Raw genomic sequence first — 23,685 nt, 5'->3', positions numbered from 1 at the left:
TCGCCATGCTAAAAACGATGCAAAAACACGGCGTTACGCTGGCAGTCTTCGCCGCGGTCCTGACCGGGCTGACGGCACTGGTCAATGCGCTGACCAAAACGACCATTGAAGAACAGGCGCTGAAGCAGCAAAAGGCGCTGTTCGATCAGGTGATCCCATCCGATTTCTACGATAATGACCTGCAAAAAAGCTGCTTTGTGGTAGACGCGACGCAGCTTGGAAAAGGCACGCACCGTGTCTTTATCGCCCGCAAAGGAGATAAACCCGTAGGCGCAGTGATGGAAGCGACGGCGCCCGATGGCTATTCTGGCTCCATTCAACTGCTTGTCGGCAGCGATTTCACCGGAACCATACTGGGCACCCGCGTGACGGAACACCATGAAACGCCGGGCCTGGGCGATAAAATTGAAACCCGGCTGAGCGACTGGATTTTGCACTTTGCCGGTAAAGTAATCCATGGCGAAGGTGACACCGCGTTTGCGGTGAAGAAAGACGGCGGTGAGTTTGACCAGTTCACCGGCGCAACCATCACGCCGCGCGCCGTGGTGAACGCCGTAAAACGAGCCGGGCTATATGCTGAAACGCTGCCCGCGCAAATCAACAATCTTCCGGCCTGTGGGGAGTCATCATGAGCCAGGTTAAAGAGGTTATTGTCCAGGGGCTGTGGAAGAACAACTCCGCGCTGGTACAGCTTCTGGGACTCTGTCCGCTGCTGGCGGTGACATCTACCGCTACCAACGCGCTCGGGCTGGGCCTGGCGACCACGCTGGTGCTGACCCTGACCAACTTCTCTATTTCTGTTTTGCGCCGCTGGACGCCGTCGGAGATCCGTATTCCGATTTACGTGATGATCATTGCGTCGGTGGTGAGCGTCGTGCAGATGCTTATCAACGCTTACGCGTTTGGCCTGTACCAGTCGCTCGGGATTTTTATTCCGCTTATCGTGACCAACTGCATCGTCGTTGGCCGCGCTGAGGCTTTCGCGGTAAAAAACAACCCGGCCATTTCCGCTCTGGATGGGTTTTCCATCGGCATGGGCGCGACTGCCGCCATGTTCGTCCTCGGGTCCATGCGTGAAATTCTCGGCAACGGGACGCTCTTCGACGGTGCCGATGCCCTGCTGGGCGGCTGGGCCAAGGTGCTGCGCATAGAAGTGTTCCACACCGACACGCCATTCCTGCTGGCGATGCTGCCGCCTGGCGCGTTCATTGGCCTTGGCATGATGCTGGCGGTAAAATACCTGATTGATGAAAAACGTAAGCGCCGCGCGGCAGAGCGCAGCGTTCTGGAAGGGACACCCGAGAAGGCTTCATGAATAAAGAAAAGCGCATTGCGATCCTGACTCGTCTGCGGGACGAGAACCCGCACCCGACGACGGAGCTGAATTTTACCTCCCCGTTTGAGCTGCTGATCGCGGTGCTGCTCTCTGCGCAGGCGACCGATGTGAGCGTCAACAAAGCCACTGCCCTGCTCTATCCGGTCGCCAATACGCCAAAAGCGATGCTGGAGCTGGGCGTGGAGGGCGTTAAGTCTTATATCAAAACCATCGGCCTGTTTAACAGCAAGGCGGAGAACGTCATTAAGACCTGCCGGATCCTGCTGGAACAGCACGGAGGCGAGGTGCCGGAAGACCGCGCGGCTTTGGAGGCCTTACCGGGGGTGGGACGTAAAACCGCGAACGTTGTACTCAATACCGCGTTTGGCTGGCCGACGATAGCCGTTGATACCCATATATTCCGCGTCTCAAACCGGACCAACTTCGCCCCAGGGAAAAATGTCGAGCAGGTAGAAGAGAAGCTATTAAAAGTGGTCCCTGCCGAATTCAAGGTTGACTGCCATCACTGGCTGATTTTGCACGGTCGTTATACCTGCATAGCCCGAAAGCCGCGCTGCGGCTCCTGTATTATTGAAGATCTCTGCGAATATAAAGAAAAAGTGTATCCCTGACTTTTATCCGCAATCACAATCCCACACCAGGAGAGGGCCTTCCAGAAACCCTTCTCCTGACCCTAAATCATCCGCCTTCTTTATCCTCCAGCCTGTCACTTCTTCCGCGCTATAACGCTCAAACAGGTTAATAGTTTTTTCATAGCCAAAAATTTCTATACATCTGTGATCGCGATCACTCTGATAACGTCATGTTGATTTTTTGTAGTCAAAGTCATCGCAAACCCTTTGCCGGGCAAGATATAACTGTGCTTACCCGGAAGATAAGACCAGCTATTTTTCAGAATATGGGCTATATCACTGCAACAGACGGCAAATAGCAGAACATATCGCCAAAAGCCCATCACACAGGGTGTATACCAGTCGAAAAAACTACCTTTAGTTATCGTATAAAATTTAACGCTGAATAACATTTGCAGAAACCGACGATTATACCGCTCCAGATATATGTAACAGAGTATTACAAACGTATTGCCAGACGGGTCAGGATAGTGAACATTACCCGCCGTTTCTCCTCCCAATATAACTATAAGGCGGATGGGCTACGGCCATCACGCTATGAACACCCCCGTTAATATGGGATGTAAAAAAAGAGGTATATGTGTCGACTGCAAACAATAAACCAACAGATGAAAGCGTGAGTCTGAACGCTTTTAAACAACCGAAAGCGTTTTATCTCATCTTCTCTATCGAGTTATGGGAGCGTTTTGGTTACTACGGCCTGCAAGGGATCATGGCGGTTTACCTGGTTAAACAGCTGGGTATGTCCGAAGCCGATTCCATCACGCTGTTCTCCTCCTTCAGTGCCCTCGTCTACGGTCTGGTTGCCATTGGCGGCTGGCTGGGTGATAAAGTTCTTGGTACTAAGCGCGTCATTATGCTGGGCGCTATTGTTCTGGCTATTGGCTATGGTCTGGTTGCATGGTCTGGACATGATGCGGCTGTGGTCTATATGGGCATGGCAACCATCGCCGTGGGTAACGGTCTGTTCAAAGCGAACCCGTCTTCCCTGCTCTCAACCTGCTACAGCAAAGATGACCCACGTCTGGACGGTGCATTTACCATGTACTACATGTCCATCAACATTGGTTCCTTCTTCTCCATGCTGGCAACCCCATGGCTGGCCGCGAAATTTGGCTGGAGCGTGGCGTTTGCGCTGAGCTTCGTGGGTATGCTGATCACTGTGGTGAACTTCCTGTTCTGCCGCAGCTGGGTAAAAGACTACGGTTCAAAACCTGACTTCGAGCCAGTACACATGGGTAAACTGCTGGCGACTATCGTGGGCGTTGTCGTCCTGGCGGCGATCGCCACCTGGCTGCTGCACAACCAGGGTATCGCTCGTGCCGTTCTGGGCGTGGTTGCGCTGGGTATCGTGGTCATCTTCGCGAAAGAAGCGTTCGCTATGCAGGGTGCTGCGCGCCGTAAGATGATTGTGGCGTTCATTCTGATGCTGGAAGCGATTATCTTCTTCGTGCTGTACAGCCAGATGCCAACCTCTCTGAACTTCTTCGCGATTCGTAACGTTGAGCACTCTATCCTGGGCATCGCGTTCGAGCCGGAGCAGTATCAGGCGCTGAACCCATTCTGGATCATGATTGGTAGCCCGATTCTGGCCGCTATCTATAACAAGATGGGCGACCGCCTGCCGATGCCGCACAAGTTCGCCATCGGAATGGTGCTGTGCTCCGGTGCGTTCCTGGTGCTGCCGCTGGGTACCAGGTTTGCGACTGACGCAGGTATCGTGTCCGTGAACTGGCTGATCCTGAGCTACGCGCTGCAGTCTATCGGCGAACTGATGATCTCCGGTCTGGGTCTGGCGATGGTTGCACAGCTGGTGCCACAGCGTCTGATGGGCTTCATTATGGGTAGCTGGTTCCTGACCACTGCCGGTGCAGCAATCATCGCCGGTAAGATCGCGAACCTGATGGCGGTGCCGGAAAACGTGACCGATCCACTGGTCTCCCTGAACGTCTACGGTACCGTGTTCATGCAGATTGGTATCGCTACGGCGGTTATCGCGGCGCTGATGCTGCTGACCGCGCCGAAACTGAATCGAATGACTCAGGACGACGACAAGACGGCTGAAGCGACCAAAACCGCTACCGCGTAATATCTGAGAGAAACGACTGAACAGAAGCCGCTAAGAGATTAGCGGCTTTTTTTTTGTCCCTTCGCGCACTAACATAGCTGAAACCTCAGCAAAAAGGAGTTACCGATGAAACTGTTCTACAAACCGGGCGCGTGCTCTCTTGCTTCCCATATCACCCTGCGCGAGAGCGGCAAAGATTTCACGCTGGATGGCGTTGATCTGATGAAAAAGCGCCTGGAAAACGGGGATGACTTTTTTGCGATTAACCCAAAAGGGCAGGTTCCGGCCCTGCTGCTGGATGACGGTACTCTGCTGACCGAAGGCGTGGCGATTATGCAATTCCTGGCGGACAACGTACCGGATCGCCAGCTCCTTGCCCCTACCGGCAGCGTCGCACGTTATAAGACGCTGGAGTGGTTAAACTATATCGCCACCGAGCTGCACAAAGGCTTTACCCCCCTGTTCCGCCCGGATACGCCGGAAGAGTACAAACCAACCGTGCGAGCTCTGCTGGAGAAAAAGCTGCAGTTTGTGAATGAAGCGCTGAAAGACGATCAGTGGATTTGTGGTTCACGTTTCACCATTGCCGACGCGTACCTGTTTACCGTCCTGCGCTGGGCGCGTGCGGTTAAGCTGAACCTGGAGGGGTTGGACCACATCGCATCGTATATGGCGCGCGTGGCGGAGCGTCCAGCGGTGGCTGCGGCGCTAAAAGCGGAAGGTCTTAACTAATATCGCCCGGCGGCGCTGCGCTTGCACGGGCCTACGGATTAAGTAGGCCAGGTAAGCGCAGCGCCACCCGGCATCGTTTAAAGCTGCGTTGCGCTGAAATAATGCTCCGGCTTAGCGATTCGATCCTGTGCCGCGACCACCTGCAGTTCATATTCCTGCATATCTTTCGTCGCAATCATAATTTCATACACCGCTGCCGTAACGTGCTCCAGCGCGTCTCTCACCGTTGCGCCCTGCAACAGTTTCACCAGCAGCAGCCCGCTGGTCACATCCCCCACTCCTACCGGCTGACGCGTGCCGAAATCCACCAGCGGGCGGCTGATATGCCATGCGTCATCTTTCGTCACCAGCAGCATCTCAAAACGCTCCTGGGTCAGTCCTGCGCGGGCGAGATGTTTTACCAGCACAATTTCAGGCCCCTGGGCTATCAGCTCGCGAGACGCGCGTACCGCCTCTTCTACGCTATTAACCGAATGCTCGCAGAGGATCTCCAGCTCAATCAGGTTGGGCGCAATGATATCGCTGGCGGGCAACGCATGACGAACGTGAAACTCCGCTACGCCAGGCGCCACGATGCAGCCTTTCTCCGGGTGTCCCATGACGGGGTCGCAGAAGTATTTTGCCGCCGGGTTTGCCGCTTTAACCTGACGCACGATACCGAGGATATGTTCCCCCTGCTCCGCTGAGCCGAGGTAGCCGCTCAGCACGGCGTCACAGCGTTTGAGCTGGTCGATATCGGCAATACCCTGCACAACCTCGGTGAGGTGTGAAGGCGGCATCACGCAGCCGGTCCATTTGCCGTATTGCGTATGGTTAGAGAACTGCACGGTATTAAGGGGCCAGACGTTGGCTCCGAGGCGGCGCATCGGGAACTCCGCTGCGCTATTGCCAGCATGTCCAAATACAACGTGGGACTGAATGGCGAGGATGTTCTTCATCTTTTACTTACCAAACCCAAAAAAAACAAAAAGGGCGTGGTTTCCCACGCCCCTGAAGACTTTTAATTATTTCCAGCAGACCAGACAGTAGTTTTTCTTACCGCGGCGCAGCAGCGTGTAGCGGCCATACAGACGATCGCCGTCAACGAAGGTGTATTCCGGGTCAGCCTGCTTTTCACCGTTGATGGTGATAGCGTTGGACGCGATGGTTTTACGCGCCTGACCGCGGGAAGGCTGGAGCTCAGAGTCCACCAGCGCCTGCATCAGGTCAGCCCCTTTTTCCATTTCGACCATCGGCACACCGTCCTGCGCCAGCTGCTCGAAGTCCGCTTCGCTCAGATCGCTCAGGGTACCGTTGAACAGGCTTGCAGTAATGCGTTTTGCCGCGGCCAGACCTTCTTCACCGTGAACCAGTTTGGTCACTTCATCCGCCAGCACATACTGGGCACGCGGTGCTTTACCGCTGTTCTTATCTTCCTCTTCCAGCGCGTTGATCTCTGCAATGTCCATGAAGGTGAAGAACTTCAGGAAGCGGTAAACATCGGCGTCCGCCGTGTTGATCCAGAACTGGTAGAATTTGTACGGACTGGTTTTCTTCGGATCCAGCCACACCGCGCCGCCTTCGGTTTTACCGAATTTGGTGCCGTCCGCTTTGGTAATCAATGGAACGGTCAGGCCAAACACCTGGTTCTGATGCAGACGACGGGTCAGGTCGATACCGGAGGTGATGTTCCCCCACTGGTCAGAACCGCCGATCTGCAGAGAAACGCCGTGCAGCTTGTTCAGGCAGGCAAAGTCATAGCCCTGCAGCAGGTTGTAGGAGAACTCGGTAAAGGAGATACCCTGATCGTCACGGTTCAGACGCTGCTTCACGGCTTCTTTATTAATCATCTGGTTAACAGAGAAGTGCTTGCCGATGTCTCGCAGGAAGGTCAGCACGTTCATGCTGCCAAACCAGTCGTAGTTGTTGGCGGCAATGGCAGAGTTATCACCACAGTTGAAGTCGAGGAACGGTGCAACCTGCTTGCGGATCTTATCCACCCACTCCTGCACGGTATCTTCGGTGTTCAGCTTACGCTCCGCGGCTTTAAAGCTTGGGTCACCAATCAGACCGGTCGCGCCGCCCACCAGGGCAACAGGCTTATGGCCCGCCATCTGGAAGCGTTTCAGGCATAACAATGGAACAAGATGCCCCAAATGCAAGCTGTCAGCGGTGGGATCGAAGCCGCAATAGAGCGCGATCGGGCCTTGCGCCAGTCGCTCTGCTAACGCTTCCTCGTCCGTCACCTGGGCCACGAGGCCCCGCTCTTGCAATTGTTTAATCAAGTTACTGCTTGCCATCAAATTCTCCATGTATAAACGACTGCACCTTTGCCGGTACACGACTTTTCGCCTGATGCGAAAGGACAATAGAATAAAGCGCAAGCGCGGTGTGCGCTAGCGCTTAAATCAACAAATTTCGGGGATTACGGTGCCAGTCTGTCGATTTTCCAGCCGCCATTCTCGCGCTGGTATAAAAAGCGGTCGTGCAGGCGATGCTCACCGCCCTGCCAGAACTCCATCTGCTCAATCGGAATACGGAAGCCGCCCCAGAAGCTTGGCAGGGGAATTTCCCCCTGCTGGAACTTCTGTTTCAACTCCAGGAACTTACTTTCCAGCACGCCGCGGGCAGAGATCCGGCTGGACTGTTTTGACACCCAGGCGCCAATCTGGCTGTCGCGCGGACGGCTGTGGAAATACTTCACCACCTCCAGCGTCGAAAGACGTTCCGCCTTGCCGGTGACCATCACCTGACGTTCCAGCATGTGCCAGGGGAACAGCAGGCTGATGCGGGGATTATTTTCCAGATGGTGCGCCTTGCGGCTGCCCAGGTTGGTATAGAACACCAGCCCTTTCTCGTCGTAATGCTTGAGCAAGACGATGCGCTGATACGGTTGACCGTTTTCATCTACCGTCGCGACGACCATGGCCGTTGGGTCAGCCAGCTTCGCATCGCAGGCCTGTTTCAGCCAGCGTTCAAAGAGCACGAGGGGTTCAGCGGGAAGATCCTGGCGGCGCAGGCCGCCTTTGGTGTATTCACGGCGCAGATGCGCAATTTGCTGCAGTTCATCGTTATCTGACATGGCGTTAGCTGATCTTGAGATTGGGTGGCGCTATTGTGCGCCGCCCCTGTAAAAATCTCAACGCTTCGGATTTTCAAGCTGGCAGTTGTTCAGCACAATGCGGTCGCGTTTGTAGACCGTAGCGCTGTCGCCTTTTGACCAGAACACATAGATACCGTCAGAATAACGTGCCCCGGAGGCCGAGATCCCCTGTTTAAGGGTCAGCAGCTTATTGTCGTAAACGAAGCTGGCTTCCTGGCGTGGGTTATTCAACTTCACGGTCAGCGGTTTTTCATCGCAGCGATACTCCAGCGTATCGGTCTGCATGCGCTCAAGGAACTGGTTATAGACGCTGCACCCTGACAGCAATAAAGGCGCGACAATAAGAAGAACTTTTTTCATGGGCGTATTCCGAAGACTTTCCTGGTCCTGGAGGGCATGACCGCCCTCCTGTTTTACTCCATTCTAACGACGAGACGACGCGCTGAATTTCAGTTAACTCTGATTATGACGCGGATTTGCCGGGAAAATCGCCCCGAGGACACTGGCCTCGCGCGCGCCGGTTACCGACGGCAAATTGCCCGGTAGCCCGGCGATGGTGCGCCAGGCAAGCCAGGCGAAAGCCAGCGCTTCCATATCATCACCGCTGATGCCGGCCTCGTCCGTCGTCGTCACTTCTGTACCCGGCAGCAGCCCGGCAAGGCGTGCCATCACCAACGGGTTTCGGCTTCCGCCGCCGCACACCAGCAGGCGTTCGCAGCCGCCGCTGAGCAGCACTTGCTCAGAGATAGACACGGCCGTTAATTCGGCAAGCGTCGCCTGAATATCCTGCGGGGCCAGTGCCGGGAACAGCGCCAGCTGGCGCTCAAGCCAGCCAAAGTTGAAGTATTCACGCCCCGTGCTTTTCGGCGCCGGCAAGGCAAAATATGGGTCGCTGAGCATAGACTGCAGCAGCGGGAGGATCACTTTACCCTCGCTCGCCCACTCGGCGTTTTTATCATACGGTTGACCGCACTGCCGCCAGATCCAGGCATCCATTAACATATTCCCGGGGCCGGTATCGTAGCCGCGAACGGGCTGCCCCGGAATAAGCATCGAGAGGTTAGCAATCCCGCCAATGTTGAGCACCATGCGACGCTCTGAAGGATGCGCCAACAGCGCCTGATGGAAAGCGGGCACCAGCGGTGCGCCCTGCCCGCCAAGGGCAATATCGCGACGACGGAAATCCCCGACGACCGTCACGCCCGTCTTTGCCACTATCTGGTTGTTATCGCCGATTTGCAACGTATGCGGCGCCTCGCCAATCGGCTCATGCCAGACGGTTTGTCCATGGCACCCGATGGCGACCACATCCTGAGGTCGAAGATGTTCTTTTTGCATTAACGCCTGCACCGCATCCGCAAACAGCGCCCCCAGGCGAACATCAAGTTGACCAAGCTGGGAGAGAGTCAGCTGCTGCCCCTGACAGATACTCAGAATATCCTCTTTCAGCGAAATGGGGATTGGCCAGGTCAGGCTCGCCTGCTGTGCTACCATATGTTCGTCAATGGCGGCCAGAACGACATCTACCCCATCCAGACTGGTGCCCGACATCACACCAATGTAGCGACCCGATTTCATGCGCTTTCCTTACGTTGCGTGGGCTAAGGATATCCACTCAACCATAAACGACGCTGCTTTGCCATCCGACGATAATATTTTTTAACAATGTCATGCCGGTAACGCGAGCGGATCCTGTTTATGTCTCGTTAAGTCAAATTCAAGTACAATTTTCTTATTGTTAGTGCAAAGATATGAACTATGGCCCTTTATGCCATATAATTTAGCCATAACGGATGCCTCCAAATGGGCGTTTTTGGTGAACAGGAGATTCAAATGATTGTACGTGTACTGGGCGTTTCGCTGATTGGTTTAACCCTGGCTGGCTGTGTGAACGACAGCTCACTGTCTGGCGACGTTTACAGCGCTTCTGAAGCTAAACAGGTTCAGAGCGTGACTTACGGTACCGTTGTTAACGCCCGTCCTGTACAAATTCAGGGTGGTGATGAAAACAACGTCATGGGCGCAATCGGTGGTGCTGTTCTGGGTGGTTTCCTGGGTAACACTGTTGGCGGTGGCACAGGCCGCTCTCTGGCAACCGCAGCGGGCGCCGTTGCCGGTGGCGTGGCAGGCCAGGGCGTCCAGGGTGCGATGAACAAAACGCAGGGCGTAGAGCTGGAAATTCGTAAAGACGACGGCAGCACCATTATGGTTGTTCAGAAACAGGGCAATACCCGCTTCTCAGCAGGTCAGCGCGTTGTGCTGGCAAGCAACGGAAGCCAGGTTACCGTGTCCCCACGTTAATTAAAAATGGATGTGGCCGTCGGGCCACATCCATTTACAATATATATCACTTGAACGAATATATTTACAAAATCCATTCACCCCACCAATAATTAACCTCACCGTATATTGTTTCTGCGCAAAGTATTTATTGCATTAATTGATTAGACTCTTCGCAATTACCTCTTCATAAATTATTTTTCATTTTGTAAAAATTTATATGCTTGCGAATAGTCTTTGTCTAAAAGGTCGTTATATCTCGTTCTGTTTCGGGTGCCTTGTCGTTATCGGAATACTACAAGCCCTCTTTTCAAAACTGGTTGAATGGGTACCATCCTTCTCGCCTCTTGTGTTCCCTACGCTCACCATTTTTTTACTCGTGTTTCACCTGTTTATTGCCTGTTTTATGGCTATGAAATACTGGTGTGATAAGAGGCGGCTCTATCTGATTGCGATCGCCTTTGCCTTTGCCGGTTCGGCACTGCTGATGGTCGGAACGCTGTCCAGCTTTCCAGCGTGGCTTGACCTCTATCAGTTTAACGTCGTTAACTACAACGATGCGATGATCTACTATATGTTCCGCCATCTCTTAATGGCTGTGCTGATGATCGCTTCGGCATTACTCTATCCCACTCGGAATCAGTCCTTTTCCCGTGCGGCCCATATCGCCATCGTCAGCGGTATATTTCTGTTTACCGCCTGCGGCGTACTGTTAGCCTGGATATATTCCAGCCATTCTGCGTTTTTATCCATCGACCTGGTTGATAATGAAACGCGGCAGTTTATGGTTCTGTGGAGCCACTGCATCAATATTTCATTAATTGTTCTCTGGGTTGTAACATTAGCAAGCCTGATGTTTATTACGCGGGTGCATAATCTGTTCTGGGTGGGCGGTAATTTTCTGTGCGTGTGCTATATCGTTACGCTCGTAATGCTGTTAGTGGGCGGACATGCTGAAGATATATCGTGGTATCGCGCCCGGCTATTTGAAACCGTCGCTACGCTGATGATTATTTTTGTTCTGCTTTACGACGTTTTCATGCTGTACCGTGATTCCCATTTAAAATATCAGCAGTCGTATCAGAATTCGATTCGCGATCCGCTCACGCGCCTTTATAACCGCAGCTATTTTTATGAATCGTTAAACCAGGCGCTGGAGATCGCCAAATCCAGCCGGCCCGTTTCGGTTATCGTCAGCGATCTCGATCGCTTCAAGCGCATCAACGATAACTATGGTCACCTTCAGGGAGACAAAGTCCTGCAGTTTGTCGCCAATCTGCTGATGGATTCCGTGCGCCCGCAGGACATCGCGGCGCGAATCGGTGGCGAAGAATTTGTCCTGATGCTGGCAAACACCTCCTCTGAGGCAGCATGTCAGGTGGCGGAACGTATACGGTTAAAGCTAAGCAGCTTTGATAAAGCCAGCAGCGGGGGACAGTTACCGGAGCCGATTACCATCAGCATGGGGGTATTCACGGCAACCTCATCATCGATAACCGCTGAAACGTGCGTGGAAAGTGCCGACAAGGCGATGTATGAAGCGAAAGAGACCGGCCGTAATCGGGTGGTCGTCTTTAAGTAATTAAAAGGCCTTGCTGCTGCAAGGCCTGGTGTTTGTCAGTCGCGAGACTGCAGCTCATGGATGTTTTGCTCAAGGCGTGCAATCAGGCTGATGAGCATTTCCAGCTCCGCCGGTGAAACCCCTGAAAGGATTTCACCGCGCGTTTTGGTAATTACGGCTTCCATTTCAGTGATGATAGGAGCCGCTTTCTCGGTCAGCTTAATCCGTTTGGCGCGACGATCGCTGGCGCAGGTTTGTCGGGAGATCAGTCCCTTCTCTTCCAGCTGGTCAAGCGTGCGCACCAGCGACGGTTGCTCAATGCCTATCGCTTTAGCCAGTTGAATTTGCGACTGGTCCGGCGGCAGCTGATGAATGTTGTGCAACGTGACCCAATGCGTCTGTGTCAGTTCCAGAGGTTTCAGGCGATGGTCAATCAGAGCACGCCAGACGCGTACCAACCTTGCCAGATCAGAACCTAATGGCGATTCCAATTTCATCTCCTTATAATTAGCTTGCTAAGTTATTATACTGATTTTAGAATAGTGTGCAGCATTTGTATTGGCAAAACAAATGCAATACTGCATTCATCTATCTCAAAAGTATGACTTACACTGAATCGTGATGCTTCTTCATACTCAGACAAGCCAACGCGGCATTCTGTTCACTGCAAAGGATCTCTGCTCGTGACCTTTTTTCATCGCTCAGAGGGTTTACCCCTCCAGGACCTGATCTTCGGTGCGTCAGTCTACTTTCCCCCTCTGTTTAAAGCCGTGCTGGTGGGCTTTATTCTTTGGCTCATCGCGCATCGCCTGCTTCGCGACTGGATGTATTCCGGCGAAATCTGGCATCCCATGCTGATGGATCTCTCCCTGTTTGCCCTCTCCGTGTGCCTGGGCCTTGCTGTTTTGATCGTGTGGTGAATATGCCTCTGAAAACGCTGAAGTACTTTTCCACCCTGTTTGTGCTGGTCCTCGCCCTGGTCGCTGGCTGGTGGTTGTGGAATTTCTATATGCAGTCCCCCTGGACCCGTGACGGTAAAATTCGCGCTGAGCAGGTCAGCATCACCCCGCAGGTGTCAGGAAGCATTACGTCGCTGCTGATTAAGGATAACCAGTACGTTAAAAAGGGAGATGTGTTATTCCGCATCGACGACACCCCGTACCATATTGCGATTTTGAACGCCCAGGCACAGCTGGCGAAAGCCCAGTCCGATCTGGCAAAGGCCAACAACGAGGCCAACCGCCGCCGTCATCTGTCGAAAAACTACATCTCTGCGGAAGATTTAGATACCGCTAACATCAACGTTAAGGCGATGCAGGCGAGCGTTAACGCGGCAGAGGCGACGCTGAAGCAAGCGCAGTGGGAGCTGACTCAAACCGTGATTACCGCCCCCGTCGACGGATGGGTGACCAACCTCTCCGCCCGCGTGGGGAATTATGCCACCACCGGCCAGCCGATTTTTGCCCTCGTCGACAGCCACTCCTTCTACGTAGTGGGCTATTTCGAAGAGACCAAGCTTCGGCACATCCGTGAAGGCGCACCCGCCGCCATAACGCTTTACAGCGGCTCGCAGAAGTTACGGGGTCACGTTTCCAGCATTGGCCGCGCCATTTACGATCAAAGCGTTGAAACCGATTCCGGGCTGGTGCCGGACATCAAACCGAATGTACCGTGGGTGCGCCTGGCTCAACGCGTGCCTGTGCGCGTGGAGTTTGACCATTTACCCGGGGACATCACGCTGGTATCCGGCACCACCTGCACTGTCTCCATCGGAACCCGTTAATGAAGCTGCAGGCGCTCTCCTGGCAAAACACGCCGTGGATGAAAGCGACGCGTCCCCAGTGGCGCTACGCGCTGCGTAACGGCATAGCCATGTGCCTGGCGCTGACCGTCGCCTATTACCTGAACCTGGACGAACCCTACTGGGCGATGACCTCCGCGGCGGTGGTGAGTTTCCCGACCGTTGGCGGAGTGATCAGCAAAAGCCTTGGCCGTATCGCAGGCAGCCTGCTGGGTGCCACCGCGGCGTTAATTATCGCGGGCCACACGCTGAACGATCCGTGGTTGTTCCTGCTGAGCATGGCGGCATGGCTGGGATGCTGTACATGGGCCTGCGCCCATTTCACCAATAACGTCGCCTACGCTTTTCAGCTGGCGGGCTATACGGCCGCCATTATCGCCTTCCCGGTCGTCAACGTGCTCGACACTACCGAGCTGTGGGATATCGCTCAGGCGCGCGTCTGCGAAGTGATTGTCGGGATCCTCTGCGGCGGATTTATGATGATGGTCCTGCCCAGCACCTCCGACGGGACCGCGCTTATCACAGCGCTGAAAACCATGCATACCCGGCTGCTGGAACACGCGAGCCTGCTGTGGCAACCGGATACCAGCGATGACATCCGCCTCGCGCATGAAAAGGTTATCGGGCAGATCCTGACCATGAATCTGTTGCGGATTCAGGCTTTCTGGAGCCATTACCGTTTTCGCCGTCAGAACACCCTGCTTAACTATTTGCTGCACCAGCAGCTGCGCATGACCAGCGCCATCTCCAGCCTGCGCCGGATGCTGCTCAACTGGCCAACGCCGCCGGAAAACACGCGCGCCGTGATCGAAACGCTGCTCGCGGCGCTTGCCCGGCCGGATGCAGATATCTACACAGTTGCGAAGATCATTGCCCCGCTCGCCCCGGTGGATGAATATGATTACCGCCATCGCGCCTTCTGGCAGCGTCTGAATTATTTTTGCCGTCTATACCTGCGCAGCAGCCGCTGGATTAAGGCGGTAGAGAATGCCCCCCCGGTCACGGAGTTCACCGTTCCCGGCAGCCCGGCTCTCGCGCGGCACACCGATTATCTGGAAGCGCTGTGGAGCGGTTTTCGCACCTTCTGCGCGCTGATGCTGGTGGGGGCATGGAGCATCACCACGCAGTGGGAGTCCGGTTCGGCGGCCCTGACGCTGGCCGCCATCAGCTGCGTGCTATACTCCGTCGCGGCCTCGCCGTTTAACTCCCTTACGCTGCTGCTGCGAACGCTGGTGTTGCTGTCACTGTTCAGTTTTGTGGTGAAGTTTGGCCTGATGGTGCAGATAAGCGATCTCTGGCAGTTTCTGCTGTTCCTGTTTCCGCTGTTAACCACCATGCAGCTACTTAAGCTGCAAATGCCGAAACTGGCGGGCCTCTGGGGACAGCTGATTGTCTTTATGGGCTCGTTTATCTCCGTGACGAATCCGCCGGTTTACGATTACGCCGACTTTCTCAATGACAACCTGGCGAAAATACTGGGCGTGGGGCTGGCGTGGCTGGCCTTCGCGGTGTTGCGTCCCGGCTCTGACGCGCGCAAAAGCCGCAGGCATATTCGGGAGTTGCGCAGAGGGTTTGTCGACCAGCTCAGCCGCAAACCGCATCTGCGTGAAAGCGAGTATGAATCGCTGGTGTATCACCACGTCAGCCAGTTAAATAACAGCCAGGACGCGCTGTCCCGCCGCTGGCTGCTGCGCTGGGGCGTGGTGCTGTTGAACTGTTCACATGTAGTCTGGCAGCTTCGCGCGTGGGAAACGCGTTCCGATCCGCTGTCGCAGGTGCGTGACGTTTGCATTTCCCTGCTGCGCGATGTCATGAGCGAGCGCGGGGTTCAGCAGCGTCCGCTGGAGGCCACGCTTGCTGAACTGCAGCGCATCTGCGATACCCTTGCACGGCATCACCTGACCGCAGCCCGCGATTTGGCCTCGATTATCTGGCGCCTGCACTGCTCGCTGTCGCAGCTCGAGCAGGCGCCACCGCCGGGCACGATTGGAGATCAGATTACGCCGCAGGCATAGCGTGCCCCACCGCCGCCAAGCGGTTTAGGCTGATCGGACATGTTATCCCCGCCCACATGGATCATCAGCGCTTTGCCTTTGACCTCATCCAGCTTTTTAAGCCGCGGGGCCACGACCGGATCCGTGGCTTTACCGTCATTGTTTACCACCAGCACCGGCAAGTCGCCCAGGTGCCCCATTCCGTCAGGCCCTTCATGTTTACCTGAATTCTGCGGGTCGAGGTGGCCCCCTGCTGCTTCCGCCGCCGACGGTTTACCCTCTTTCATGGCTGGCTGACAGCTCCCTTTGGCATGAACGTGAAAGCCGTGTTCGCCCGGCGGGAGTGCTTTAAGATCGGGTGCGAATTCCAGCCCTTTATCGGTCTCAGTGATTTTCACCGTCCCGATTGACTGACCCACCCCCTGTGAGGTGACGAGATTCATTTCTACTTCGTCGCTGGCTGCCTGCGCCCCTGCGCAAACAACCAGCGCGACCATTGCCAGAGAAAAACGCTTCATAATGACCTCCGCGGGTTATTTTTTGCCCCTTAAGTGTATACCAGGGGCACAGATTTCACCGGAAAGTCACCTTCTGGCGGTTTATGGCACGTCGTAACCCAGCGCGGCCTTGCGGATGCGGAACCACTGCTGGCGGGTCATCTGCAGCTCTTCGGCGGCCAGAGCGGAACGGACGCGTTCAATTTTTCCGGAGCCAATAATCGGCAGCGGTTTTGACGGGAGACGCAGGATCCAGGCATAAACCACCTGTTCGATACTCTCCGCGTTCAGCTCGCGGGCGATGGTTTCCAGCTCATTGCGCAGCGGTTGGAACGCCTCGTCATTAAACAGGCGTCCACCGCCCAGGCAGGACCAGGCCATCGGGCGAATGCGCAGCTGCTGCAGCTGATCGAGCGTACCGTCCAGCAGCAGCGGCTGGTGTACCGGGGAGATCTCAACCTGGTTAGTGGCCAGGGTAAACGGCAGACGAGACTGAAGCAGCGCAAACTGGGCCGGGGTAAAGTTGGAGACGCCGAAGTGTCGCACTTTCCCGCTCTGATGCAGGCTCAGGAAGGCTTCCGCCACCTCATCGGCATCCATCAGCGGGTCAGGACGGTGAATCAGCAGCAGGTCGATACGATCGGTTGCCAGATTGACCAGAGACTGCTCGGCGCTCTTGATGATATGCGCGCTGTCGGTGATGTAATGACCGAGGGCATGTTCAGGTTTTGCCGTGGTGGCAATCCCACATTTTGTGACGATCTCCATGCGATCGCGCAGCGCCGGAACCAGCTTGAGCGCCTCGCCAAAGGCGGCCTCGCACTGATAGCCTCCGTAAATATCCGCATGATCGACCGTGGTGATGCCTAAATCGAGGTGCTCTTCAATAAAGCTTGCCAGCTGGAGGGGGGACATATTCCAGTCCATCAGGCGCCAGTAGCCCATCACAAAACGGGAGAATTCTGGCCCCTGGGGGGCAAGGGTAATTCGCTGAACCATAACATTTTCCTCAAGGACGTGATGTCATGAGTATACGCAATTACCGCATTAAAACAGTGAAGGTTGCTGGGGTTCTTCGGCCTCGCTGGCTTTGTTTGCGCGGATTTTGCGCAGAAGTCGCTGCCGGCAGAGGCGGAGCACCTCCTGCTTTTGCGTGTCGCTGAAGTTTTGCCAGTTAAAACGCTCGTCACGGGTACGCATGCATCCGCGGCAATAACCGCGCTCATCTACCTGACAAATCCCCCGGCACGGGCTCTGGATGGGGAAAAACTCCAGTTGCTCTGCCACACTCACCTCCGGTTAACCACTCTCACCTACAGTGAAGACGCTAACAGCGCCGCGTGCAAGGGCTTTACCACAGTTTTATGGCATTAAGGTTTCACTAATCTTCACTCTCTATACTCGCCGCATCAATACAATGACAGGTTTTGCGATCGATGTGGTTAAGTAAAAAGTTACAGTGTAACGACATTAAATTCACTCTGGGCTGTGCACTCTTCTTTACGCTGCTAAACGGGCTGTTTATTCAGCGCAGCTGGGCCATTATTGCCCCTGCTCATCTACACGACATTCTCTTTGCCGCGTCCGTACCGGTGGTGCTGTTTTGTGGCTGGGTGATTGTTTTTAGCCTGCTCAATATTCCGTATATCCGCAAGCCACTGCTGATCGTCTTAACCGTCGGATGCGCTGCGGCAACTTATTTTATGTTTACCTACGGCGCGGTCATCGATCAAAACATGATTGTGAACGTGTTCGAAACTAACTCCCAGGAAGCCACCGCCCTGGTGACCCCGCAGATGATTCTGTGGATTGTCATAGCCGGTCTTGTTCCATCCCTGGTGCTGGCGCTGACCCGTATTCGTACCGGAAAATGGTGGTACGCCCTGCTGACGCGCGTTGCTGCGATGCTCGGTGCCCTGCTGGTGATTATTCTAATCGCCGCTGTGTTTTATAAAGATTACGCATCGCTGTTCCGCAATAATAAAAGCATCGTCAAAATGGTCACCCCGGCGAACTACGTCAGCGCCGTGGTGAAATACAGCAAAATGCGCTGGTTTGCCGGCGATCAAACGCTGGTGCGGATTGGCGAAGATGCGCACAAAGGCGCGCTGATTTCGGGTCAGCATAAGAAAACCGTTCTGGTGCTGGTCATCGGCGAAGCGTCGCGCGCGGCGAACTACTCCCTGAATGGCTACGGGCGTGAAACCAACCCCGAACTGAAAAAGCAGGATGTGATCAACTTCCCCCAGGCCTCGTCGTGCGGCACTGAAACCGCCGTATCCGTTCCCTGCATGTTCTCCGGTATGACGCGCAGCAAATACGATGCCGACCTGGCGCACCATCAGGAAGGGCTGCTCGACGTGCTCAAGCATGCGGGTTTCAACCTCCTGTGGCGCGACAACGACGGTGGCTGTAAAGGCGCGTGCGATCGTATTCCCCATACCGACATGACGCAGTGGAAGCTGGATCAGTTCTGCAAAGACCAATCCTGTATTGATGACGTGAACTTCTACCGCCTGGACAACGTGCTGGACGGTCTGAAGCAGGACACGGTGCTGGTTATCCACCTGATGGGCAGCCATGGCCCGGCGTACTATCGCCGTTACCCGGATAACTTCCGTAAATTCACCCCCACCTGCGATACCAATGAGATTCAGGATTGCGATCATCAGGCGCTGATGAACACCTATGACAATACCATTCTGTATACCGACAGCATGGTCAGCAAAACCATTGACGCGCTGAAAGCCCGTCAGGCGAACATGAACACCGCGCTGATTTACCTCTCGGATCACGGGGAATCGCTCGGTGAGAGCGGTATTTATCTGCACGGCACGCCGTACATGCTGGCGCCGGAGCAGCAGACGCACATTCCGTTTATGTTCTGGCTGTCCCCGGACTATGCGAAAAACTTTGGCATCAACGAGCAGTGTTTACGCGACCACGCAGCAAAAAATGCGGTTTCGCAGGACAATTTATTCTCGACGGTGCTGGGCATGATGGACGTTAAATCAAGCGTTTATCAGCAACAGCTGGACATTCTGAACGCGTGTCGCCAGTAACAGAGCTTGCATTAGACCGAACGGTCTATTAGAGTGAATCCATGAGCAGAAATACTGAACACGATACCCGAGAACATCTCCTGGCGACCGGTGAGCGGCTGTGCATGCACCGCGGCTTTACCGGTATGGGGCTGAGCGAGCTATTAAAAACCGCTGAGGTACCGAAAGGGTCGTTCTATCACTACTTCCGGTCCAAAGAGGCCTTTGGCGTGGCGATGCTGGAGCGGCACTATGCTGCCTACCACCAGCGCCTCGCGACCCACTTCGCGACGGGGAAAGGTAACTATCGGGATCGTGTTCTGAACTACTATCAGGAAACGCTGAACCAGTTCTGTCAGCAGGGCATTATCAGCGGATGCCTGACGGTTAAACTCTCTGCCGAAGTGTGCGATCTCTCAGAAGATATGCGCACGGCAATGGATAAAGGCGCCAGCGGCGTTATCGCCCTGCTGGCACAGGCGCTGGCGAAGGGGCGCGAAGAAAATACGCTAGCCTTCCCCGGCGATCCCTTAACGCAGGCTCAGGTGCTCTACTCTCTCTGGTTAGGGGCCAACCTGCAGGCTAAAATTTCTCGCAGTGCCGTGCCGCTCGAAAGCGCGCTGGCGCATGTGAAAAGTACGATTACTGCGCCTGGCGCTTAGCAGGCGTTTTTATTTCCATTATTACTAGTCGACTGGTCTACTCAGGAGTCTTTATGTCAGCTGAAAAATTATTTACCCCTTTAAAAGTGGGTGCCGTCACTGCGCCAAACCGCGTGTTTATGGCTCCGCTTACCCGTCTGCGCAGCATTGAGCCGGGTGACATCCCAACCCCACTGATGGGTGAATACTATCGTCAGCGCGCCAGCTCTGGCCTGATAATCACCGAAGCCACGCAGATTTCTGCTCAGGCCAAGGGATATGCGGGTGCTCCGGGGCTGCACAGCCCGGAGCAGATCGCCGCATGGCAGAAAATCACCGCGGGTGTTCACGCTGAAGAGGGTCGCATTGCGGTCCAGCTGTGGCATACCGGTCGTATCTCCCACAGCAGCATTCAGCCTGGCGGTCAGGCACCGGTTTCAGCCTCTGCCCTGAATGCGAATACCCGTACCTCGCTGCGCGATGAAAACGGCAACGCGATCCGCGTCGATACCTCTACGCCACGCGCGCTTGAGCTGGACGAGATCCCGGGTATCGTGAACGATTTCCGCCAGGCCGTAGCCAACGCCCGTGAAGCCGGTTTTGACCTGATTGAGCTGCACTCCGCGCACGGTTACCTGCTGCACCAGTTCCTGTCACCGTCGTCTAACCATCGCACCGACCAGTACGGCGGTAGTGTCGAAAACCGCGCTCGCCTGGTGCTGGAAGTGGTTGACGCCGTCTGCCAGGAGTGGAGCCCGGACCGTATCGGGATCCGCGTCTCCCCAATCGGTTCTTTCCAGAATGTCGACAACGGTCCGAACGAAGAAGCCGATGCCCTGTACCTGATCGAAGAACTGGCTAAACGTGGCATCGCTTATCTGCACATGTCCGAGCCGGACTGGGCCGGCGGTAAGCCTTACACGGAAGCCTTCCGTCAGAAAGTGCGCGAGCGCTTCCACGGGGTGATCATCGGTGCGGGTGCTTATACCCCAGAGAAAGCCGAAGACCTGATTAATAAAGGGCTGATCGACGCCGTGGCATTTGGCCGCGACTATATTGCCAACCCGGATCTGGTAGCCCGTCTGCAGCAGAAAGCGGCCCTGAACCCGCAGCGTCCTGAGAGCTTCTACGGCGGCGGCGCGGAAGGCTACACCGACTATCCTTCTCTGTAATCTCGCCATTGTTCATTGATAGCGGCGACACTTCGCCGCTATACTAAAACATCGTTTCTGTTCAAAAAAATAGTCTATTCCATTGGTTAATGAGGAAATTATGCGCCTACTTCACACCATGCTGCGCGTTGGCGACCTGCAACGTTCGATCGATTTCTACACTAACGTCCTGGGCATGAAGCTGCTGCGCACCAGCGAAAACCCGGAATACAAATACTCGCTGGCGTTCGTGGGTTACGGCCCGGAAACGGATGAATCGGTCATTGAGCTGACCTACAACTGGGGCGTGGACAGCTATGAACTGGGTACCGCCTATGGCCATATCGCGCTGGAAGTGGACAACGCGGCCGAAGCGTGCGAACGCATTCGCAAAAATGGCGGTAACGTCACGCGCGAAGCGGGCCCGGTAAAAGGTGGCACCACCGTGATTGCGTTTGTCGAAGATCCGGACGGTTACAAGATCGAGCTGATTGAAGCCAAAGACGCGGGCCGCGGTCTGGGCAACTGATCCCTCAGGGCGCAACATGCGCCCGTAGTTTTACTGCATCCCCCCGCAAAATTTGCCATAATGCGCTCTGCTTTTTCCCTGGTAAGAGACCCTGATGTCCGATAACGCTCAATTTAGCGGTCTGTGCGACCGTTTTCGTGGTTTTTATCCCGTTGTCATTGATGTAGAAACAGCCGGATTTAACGCTAAAACCGATGCGCTGCTTGAAATTGCCGCCATCACGCTGAAGATGGATGAACAGGGCTGGCTTACACCGGACACCACGCTGCATTTCCACGTTGAACCTTTCGAAGGGGCAAACTTACAGCCGGAGGCGCTGGCGTTTAACGGTATCGATCCGCATAACCCGCTGCGCGGTGCAGTCAGCGAATATGATGCGCTGCACGCCATTTTTAAAATGGTGCGTAAAGGCATGAAAGAGAGCAACTGCAGCCGCGCCATCATGGTGGCCCATAACGCCACCTTCGATCACAGCTTTACCATGGCTGCAGCCGAGCGCGCGTCGCTCAAGCGCAACCCTTTCCACCCGTTCGTGACCTTCGACACCGCCGCGCTGAGCGGCCTGGCGCTGGGACAAACTGTGTTATCAAAGGCCTGCATTACGGCGGGTATACCGTTTGACGGCACCCAGGCACACTCCGCCTTATACGACACGGAGCGCACCGCAGAGCTGTTCTGTGAGATCGTCAACCGCTGGAAGCGTCTGGGCGGTTGGCCGCTGCCGATGGGCGACAGTGAAGAATAAAAAAAAGCGACCTTATCAGGTCGCTTTTTTATTAACGCAGAAAATTACTCAGCGTCTGGCTCTTCGGTTTTGTACTTCGCCGCCGTCTCTTTGATCAGCTGCTGCAGTTCGCCGCGCTGGTACATCTCAATCAGGATATCGCAGCCGCCAACCAGTTCGCCGTCAACCCACAGCTGCGGGAAAGTCGGCCAGTTAGCGTATTTTGGCAGCTCTGCGCGGATGTCCGGGTTCTGCAGGATATCAACGTAAGCAAAACGCTCACCACAGGCTGACAGCGCCTGAACCGCTTGCGCGGAAAAGCCGCAGCTTGGCAGCTTCGGAGAACCTTTCATATACAGCAGAATCGGGTTTTCAGCGATCTGGCGCTGGATTTTTTCAATAGTGGTGCTCATGTCTTGCTTCCTTTAACTTCTGTTACGGCAATAGTCTGACATTGTAGCGGGTCAGGCTGGCATCGGAAAATAACATTTTCGTCACGTTTATATATTTTACCGCGACTCTACAAAAGTTGCATTGCAAATGGTGTTTACCCCTGCGACCGTCAGGGTTTTGCTCAGGGAGTGAACAATTGTGCGGCAGAACGATGATTTTTTTTGCACTTGCTAACGAAACAGGTTTTTAGATTGAAAAATGCTATTAACTTCTCGGGTTTTTATGGATTAGAATCGACGGGCTTTGTAAATCACACGCGGGTATTATTGATGACCTGCATATATCAGGGGACTGCCCAGTGGCGCGGATAACTAAAATCTCGATCACGCTCTGTGCTTTACTGTTTACTTCACTCACTTTCACGCCAGCGGCAAACGCCTCTCAGCAGGCGCGGCAATCTGCTGTACAAAAAAGCCATCTGGTAAAAGCCACAGAACGTAAGAAAAAAACCACCACGAAGAACGTCAAGAAAAAAACCACCGCTCAGACTAAACAGACCGCTTCCAGCAAGACGAAAACAAAATCTTCCCGCACTACCCGCACCGCCAAAAATAAAGCTTCGCTGACCGCCGCTAACCTCGTTACAGAAAAATGCATTACCCGTAAAGGGCATAAAGCAAAATGCACGAAGGTGACGAAACTGGCGGATGTGCATAAAGTGCGTGTGCAAAAAGCGCAAAAAACCGCGATGAATAAGCTGATGGGACAGATTGGCAAACCTTATCGCTGGGGCGGCAGCTCGCCGCGCACCGGTTTCGACTGCAGCGGCCTCGTCTATTACGCCTATAAAGATCTGGTTAAATTCCGCATTCCGCGTACCGCCAACGAGATGTATCACCTGCGCGATGCGTCACCAGTTAACCGCGGGGAGCTGGAAAACGGCGATTTGGTCTTCTTCCGTACCCAGGGTCGCGGCACGGCTGACCACGTCGGCGTCTACGTCGGCAACGGGAAATTCATCCAGTCACCGCGCAGCGGCCAGGATATTCAGATCACCTCGCTCAGTGAAGACTACTGGATGCGCCACTACGTCGGCGCGCGTCGCGTGATGACGCCAAAAACCATTCGCTAATCCCTGCCCTGCCACATCCGTGGCAGGGTAAGTTCCTCTTTTGCATACCCTTTCAATTTGCTATCCTTTCCCTGTTGTCTGTGTGGTTATT

Annotated in this window: 26 protein-coding genes; 16 read left to right on the top strand and 10 right to left on the bottom strand. The window is 54.8% G+C overall.

The annotated features are described in order from the left end of the window. Positions 1–5: 5 nt before the first annotated feature. The 5 genes from rsxG to gstA all read left to right on the top strand — a co-directional run bounded on the left by rsxG (position 6) and on the right by gstA (position 4,768). Positions 6–632 carry an electron transport complex subunit RsxG gene (rsxG, locus tag AC4ICF_RS10270; protein ID WP_116340359.1) on the top strand — a complete coding sequence of 209 codons (627 nt, stop codon included), beginning with the start codon at positions 6–8 and terminating at the stop codon, positions 630–632. Further along, positions 629–1,315, top strand: a complete 687-nt coding sequence (locus AC4ICF_RS10265; RefSeq protein WP_163329042.1) for an electron transport complex subunit E — start codon at positions 629–631, stop codon at positions 1,313–1,315. The genes rsxG and AC4ICF_RS10265 overlap by 4 nt, the downstream gene beginning before the upstream one ends. Then, complete coding sequence (nth, locus tag AC4ICF_RS10260; protein WP_008500570.1) at positions 1,312–1,947, top strand: endonuclease III; 636 nt, start codon at positions 1,312–1,314, stop codon at positions 1,945–1,947. The genes AC4ICF_RS10265 and nth overlap by 4 nt, the downstream gene beginning before the upstream one ends. 601 nt (positions 1,948–2,548) lie before the next feature. Next, complete coding sequence (gene dtpA / locus AC4ICF_RS10255) at positions 2,549–4,057, top strand: dipeptide/tripeptide permease DtpA (protein WP_192981514.1); 1,509 nt, start codon at positions 2,549–2,551, stop codon at positions 4,055–4,057. A 105-nt stretch (positions 4,058–4,162) separates the two neighbouring features. After that, positions 4,163–4,768 carry a glutathione transferase GstA gene (gstA, locus tag AC4ICF_RS10250; RefSeq protein WP_116340365.1) on the top strand — a complete coding sequence of 202 codons (606 nt, stop codon included), beginning with the start codon at positions 4,163–4,165 and terminating at the stop codon, positions 4,766–4,768. A gap of 77 nt (positions 4,769–4,845) precedes the next feature. Here the strand turns inward: gstA and pdxY are convergent, their stop codons facing one another. The 5 genes from pdxY to anmK form a co-directional block, all read right to left on the bottom strand. Next, on the bottom strand, positions 4,846–5,706 hold the full coding sequence (gene pdxY, locus AC4ICF_RS10245) for a pyridoxal kinase PdxY (protein ID WP_116340367.1): 861 nt from the start codon (positions 5,704–5,706) through the stop codon (positions 4,846–4,848). 66 nt (positions 5,707–5,772) lie between these two features. Next, complete coding sequence (gene tyrS / locus AC4ICF_RS10240) at positions 5,773–7,047, bottom strand: tyrosine--tRNA ligase (protein WP_023311370.1); 1,275 nt, start codon at positions 7,045–7,047, stop codon at positions 5,773–5,775. A 125-nt stretch (positions 7,048–7,172) separates the two neighbouring features. Continuing rightward, the gene (pdxH, locus tag AC4ICF_RS10235; protein ID WP_028012909.1) at positions 7,173–7,829 is read right to left on the bottom strand and encodes a pyridoxamine 5'-phosphate oxidase; all 657 of its coding nucleotides are present in this window, start codon (positions 7,827–7,829) and stop codon (positions 7,173–7,175) included. A gap of 57 nt (positions 7,830–7,886) precedes the next feature. Continuing rightward, entirely contained in the window at positions 7,887–8,210 is a 324-nt protein-coding gene (gene mliC, locus AC4ICF_RS10230; protein WP_116340370.1) for a C-type lysozyme inhibitor, read from the bottom strand. A gap of 93 nt (positions 8,211–8,303) precedes the next feature. Continuing rightward, positions 8,304–9,428 (bottom strand): anhydro-N-acetylmuramic acid kinase, encoded by a 1,125-nt coding sequence (anmK, locus tag AC4ICF_RS10225; protein WP_316378985.1) that lies wholly within the window; start codon positions 9,426–9,428, stop codon positions 8,304–8,306. Between the two features lie 255 nt (positions 9,429–9,683). Between anmK and slyB the strand changes: the two genes are divergently transcribed. Both slyB and AC4ICF_RS10215 read left to right on the top strand, forming a co-directional pair. Further along, positions 9,684–10,151 (top strand): outer membrane lipoprotein SlyB, encoded by a 468-nt coding sequence (gene slyB, locus AC4ICF_RS10220; RefSeq protein ID WP_028012906.1) that lies wholly within the window; start codon positions 9,684–9,686, stop codon positions 10,149–10,151. Positions 10,152–10,350: 199 nt separating this feature from the next. Then, entirely contained in the window at positions 10,351–11,712 is a 1,362-nt protein-coding gene (locus AC4ICF_RS10215; RefSeq protein WP_439209892.1) for an MASE4 domain-containing protein, read from the top strand. A 35-nt stretch (positions 11,713–11,747) separates the two neighbouring features. Here AC4ICF_RS10215 and slyA read toward each other — a convergent pair whose 3' ends face one another. Continuing rightward, a complete protein-coding gene (gene slyA / locus AC4ICF_RS10210; protein WP_021241135.1) occupies positions 11,748–12,188 on the bottom strand; it encodes a transcriptional regulator SlyA in 441 nt (146 codons plus the stop codon). 186 nt (positions 12,189–12,374) lie between these two features. On the opposite strand from slyA, the gene AC4ICF_RS10205 reads away from it, so the two are divergent. From AC4ICF_RS10205 to AC4ICF_RS10195, 3 genes are read left to right on the top strand one after another with little or no spacing between them, the layout of a single operon-like run. Next, entirely contained in the window at positions 12,375–12,611 is a 237-nt protein-coding gene (locus tag AC4ICF_RS10205; RefSeq protein WP_039266199.1) for a DUF1656 domain-containing protein, read from the top strand. Between the two features lie 2 nt (positions 12,612–12,613). After that, positions 12,614–13,474: an HlyD family secretion protein gene (locus AC4ICF_RS10200; protein ID WP_316378983.1), complete on the top strand. Its 861-nt coding sequence runs from the start codon at positions 12,614–12,616 to the stop codon at positions 13,472–13,474. Then, positions 13,474–15,507: an FUSC family protein gene (locus AC4ICF_RS10195; protein ID WP_316378982.1), complete on the top strand. Its 2,034-nt coding sequence runs from the start codon at positions 13,474–13,476 to the stop codon at positions 15,505–15,507. Before AC4ICF_RS10200 ends, AC4ICF_RS10195 begins: the two co-directional genes overlap by 1 nt. Here AC4ICF_RS10195 and sodC read toward each other — a convergent pair. The 3 genes from sodC to AC4ICF_RS10180 all read right to left on the bottom strand — a co-directional run bounded on the left by sodC (position 15,486) and on the right by AC4ICF_RS10180 (position 17,270). Further along, entirely contained in the window at positions 15,486–16,004 is a 519-nt protein-coding gene (gene sodC, locus AC4ICF_RS10190) for a superoxide dismutase [Cu-Zn] SodC (protein ID WP_316378981.1), read from the bottom strand. The genes AC4ICF_RS10195 and sodC overlap by 22 nt on opposite strands. Before the next feature lie 81 nt (positions 16,005–16,085). Further along, complete coding sequence (locus AC4ICF_RS10185; RefSeq protein WP_116340382.1) at positions 16,086–16,982, bottom strand: aldo/keto reductase; 897 nt, start codon at positions 16,980–16,982, stop codon at positions 16,086–16,088. Positions 16,983–17,030: 48 nt separating this feature from the next. Further along, positions 17,031–17,270, bottom strand: coding sequence for a DUF1289 domain-containing protein (locus AC4ICF_RS10180; protein ID WP_116340384.1), 240 nt, complete (start codon positions 17,268–17,270; stop codon positions 17,031–17,033). Between the two features lie 149 nt (positions 17,271–17,419). On the opposite strand from AC4ICF_RS10180, the gene eptA reads away from it, so the two are divergent. From eptA to rnt, 5 genes are all read left to right on the top strand, one after another. After that, positions 17,420–19,045, top strand: a complete 1,626-nt coding sequence (eptA, locus tag AC4ICF_RS10175; protein ID WP_163329032.1) for a phosphoethanolamine transferase EptA — start codon at positions 17,420–17,422, stop codon at positions 19,043–19,045. Positions 19,046–19,086: 41 nt separating this feature from the next. After that, on the top strand, positions 19,087–19,686 hold the full coding sequence (locus tag AC4ICF_RS10170) for a TetR/AcrR family transcriptional regulator (RefSeq protein ID WP_163329030.1): 600 nt from the start codon (positions 19,087–19,089) through the stop codon (positions 19,684–19,686). Positions 19,687–19,739: 53 nt separating this feature from the next. Next, positions 19,740–20,837: an alkene reductase gene (locus tag AC4ICF_RS10165; RefSeq protein WP_116340390.1), complete on the top strand. Its 1,098-nt coding sequence runs from the start codon at positions 19,740–19,742 to the stop codon at positions 20,835–20,837. Positions 20,838–20,937: 100 nt separating this feature from the next. Then, a complete protein-coding gene (gene gloA / locus AC4ICF_RS10160) occupies positions 20,938–21,345 on the top strand; it encodes a lactoylglutathione lyase (RefSeq protein ID WP_166710886.1) in 408 nt (135 codons plus the stop codon). Between the two features lie 94 nt (positions 21,346–21,439). Then, positions 21,440–22,090 carry a ribonuclease T gene (gene rnt / locus AC4ICF_RS10155; protein WP_061098432.1) on the top strand — a complete coding sequence of 217 codons (651 nt, stop codon included), beginning with the start codon at positions 21,440–21,442 and terminating at the stop codon, positions 22,088–22,090. A gap of 44 nt (positions 22,091–22,134) precedes the next feature. Here rnt and grxD read toward each other — a convergent pair whose 3' ends face one another. Beyond that, positions 22,135–22,482, bottom strand: coding sequence for a monothiol glutaredoxin 4 (gene grxD, locus AC4ICF_RS10150; protein WP_003832760.1), 348 nt, complete (start codon positions 22,480–22,482; stop codon positions 22,135–22,137). Between the two features lie 338 nt (positions 22,483–22,820). Between grxD and AC4ICF_RS10145 the strand changes: the two genes are divergently transcribed. Then, positions 22,821–23,594, top strand: a complete 774-nt coding sequence (locus AC4ICF_RS10145; protein ID WP_116340392.1) for a C40 family peptidase — start codon at positions 22,821–22,823, stop codon at positions 23,592–23,594. Positions 23,595–23,685: the final 91 nt, after the last annotated feature.

The sequence above is a fragment of the Enterobacter sp. ECC_219_Taxon_10 genome (assembly GCF_058354905.1).
The sequence above is the reverse complement of the archived record's forward strand: the minus strand, read 5'-3'. Positions and strand labels throughout refer to the sequence as shown.

Coding starts and splice junctions, on each gene's coding strand:
- mliC (WP_116340370.1), bottom strand. CDS start 8,210: ATGAAAAAAGTTCTTCTTATTGTCGCGCCTTTATTGCTGTCAGGGTGC.
- AC4ICF_RS10265 (WP_163329042.1), top strand. CDS start 629: ATGAGCCAGGTTAAAGAGGTTATTGTCCAGGGGCTGTGGAAGAACAAC.
- AC4ICF_RS10200 (WP_316378983.1), top strand. CDS start 12,614: ATGCCTCTGAAAACGCTGAAGTACTTTTCCACCCTGTTTGTGCTGGTC.
- AC4ICF_RS10165 (WP_116340390.1), top strand. CDS start 19,740: ATGTCAGCTGAAAAATTATTTACCCCTTTAAAAGTGGGTGCCGTCACT.
- AC4ICF_RS10185 (WP_116340382.1), bottom strand. CDS start 16,982: ATGGTTCAGCGAATTACCCTTGCCCCCCAGGGGCCAGAATTCTCCCGT.
- gstA (WP_116340365.1), top strand. CDS start 4,163: ATGAAACTGTTCTACAAACCGGGCGCGTGCTCTCTTGCTTCCCATATC.
- pdxH (WP_028012909.1), bottom strand. CDS start 7,829: ATGTCAGATAACGATGAACTGCAGCAAATTGCGCATCTGCGCCGTGAA.
- rsxG (WP_116340359.1), top strand. CDS start 6: ATGCTAAAAACGATGCAAAAACACGGCGTTACGCTGGCAGTCTTCGCC.
- AC4ICF_RS10195 (WP_316378982.1), top strand. CDS start 13,474: ATGAAGCTGCAGGCGCTCTCCTGGCAAAACACGCCGTGGATGAAAGCG.
- AC4ICF_RS10170 (WP_163329030.1), top strand. CDS start 19,087: ATGAGCAGAAATACTGAACACGATACCCGAGAACATCTCCTGGCGACC.
- pdxY (WP_116340367.1), bottom strand. CDS start 5,706: ATGAAGAACATCCTCGCCATTCAGTCCCACGTTGTATTTGGACATGCT.
- tyrS (WP_023311370.1), bottom strand. CDS start 7,047: ATGGCAAGCAGTAACTTGATTAAACAATTGCAAGAGCGGGGCCTCGTG.
- anmK (WP_316378985.1), bottom strand. CDS start 9,428: ATGAAATCGGGTCGCTACATTGGTGTGATGTCGGGCACCAGTCTGGAT.
- gloA (WP_166710886.1), top strand. CDS start 20,938: ATGCGCCTACTTCACACCATGCTGCGCGTTGGCGACCTGCAACGTTCG.
- nth (WP_008500570.1), top strand. CDS start 1,312: ATGAATAAAGAAAAGCGCATTGCGATCCTGACTCGTCTGCGGGACGAG.
- AC4ICF_RS10215 (WP_439209892.1), top strand. CDS start 10,351: ATGCTTGCGAATAGTCTTTGTCTAAAAGGTCGTTATATCTCGTTCTGT.
- grxD (WP_003832760.1), bottom strand. CDS start 22,482: ATGAGCACCACTATTGAAAAAATCCAGCGCCAGATCGCTGAAAACCCG.
- rnt (WP_061098432.1), top strand. CDS start 21,440: ATGTCCGATAACGCTCAATTTAGCGGTCTGTGCGACCGTTTTCGTGGT.
- slyA (WP_021241135.1), bottom strand. CDS start 12,188: ATGAAATTGGAATCGCCATTAGGTTCTGATCTGGCAAGGTTGGTACGC.
- sodC (WP_316378981.1), bottom strand. CDS start 16,004: ATGAAGCGTTTTTCTCTGGCAATGGTCGCGCTGGTTGTTTGCGCAGGG.
- slyB (WP_028012906.1), top strand. CDS start 9,684: ATGATTGTACGTGTACTGGGCGTTTCGCTGATTGGTTTAACCCTGGCT.
- eptA (WP_163329032.1), top strand. CDS start 17,420: ATGTGGTTAAGTAAAAAGTTACAGTGTAACGACATTAAATTCACTCTG.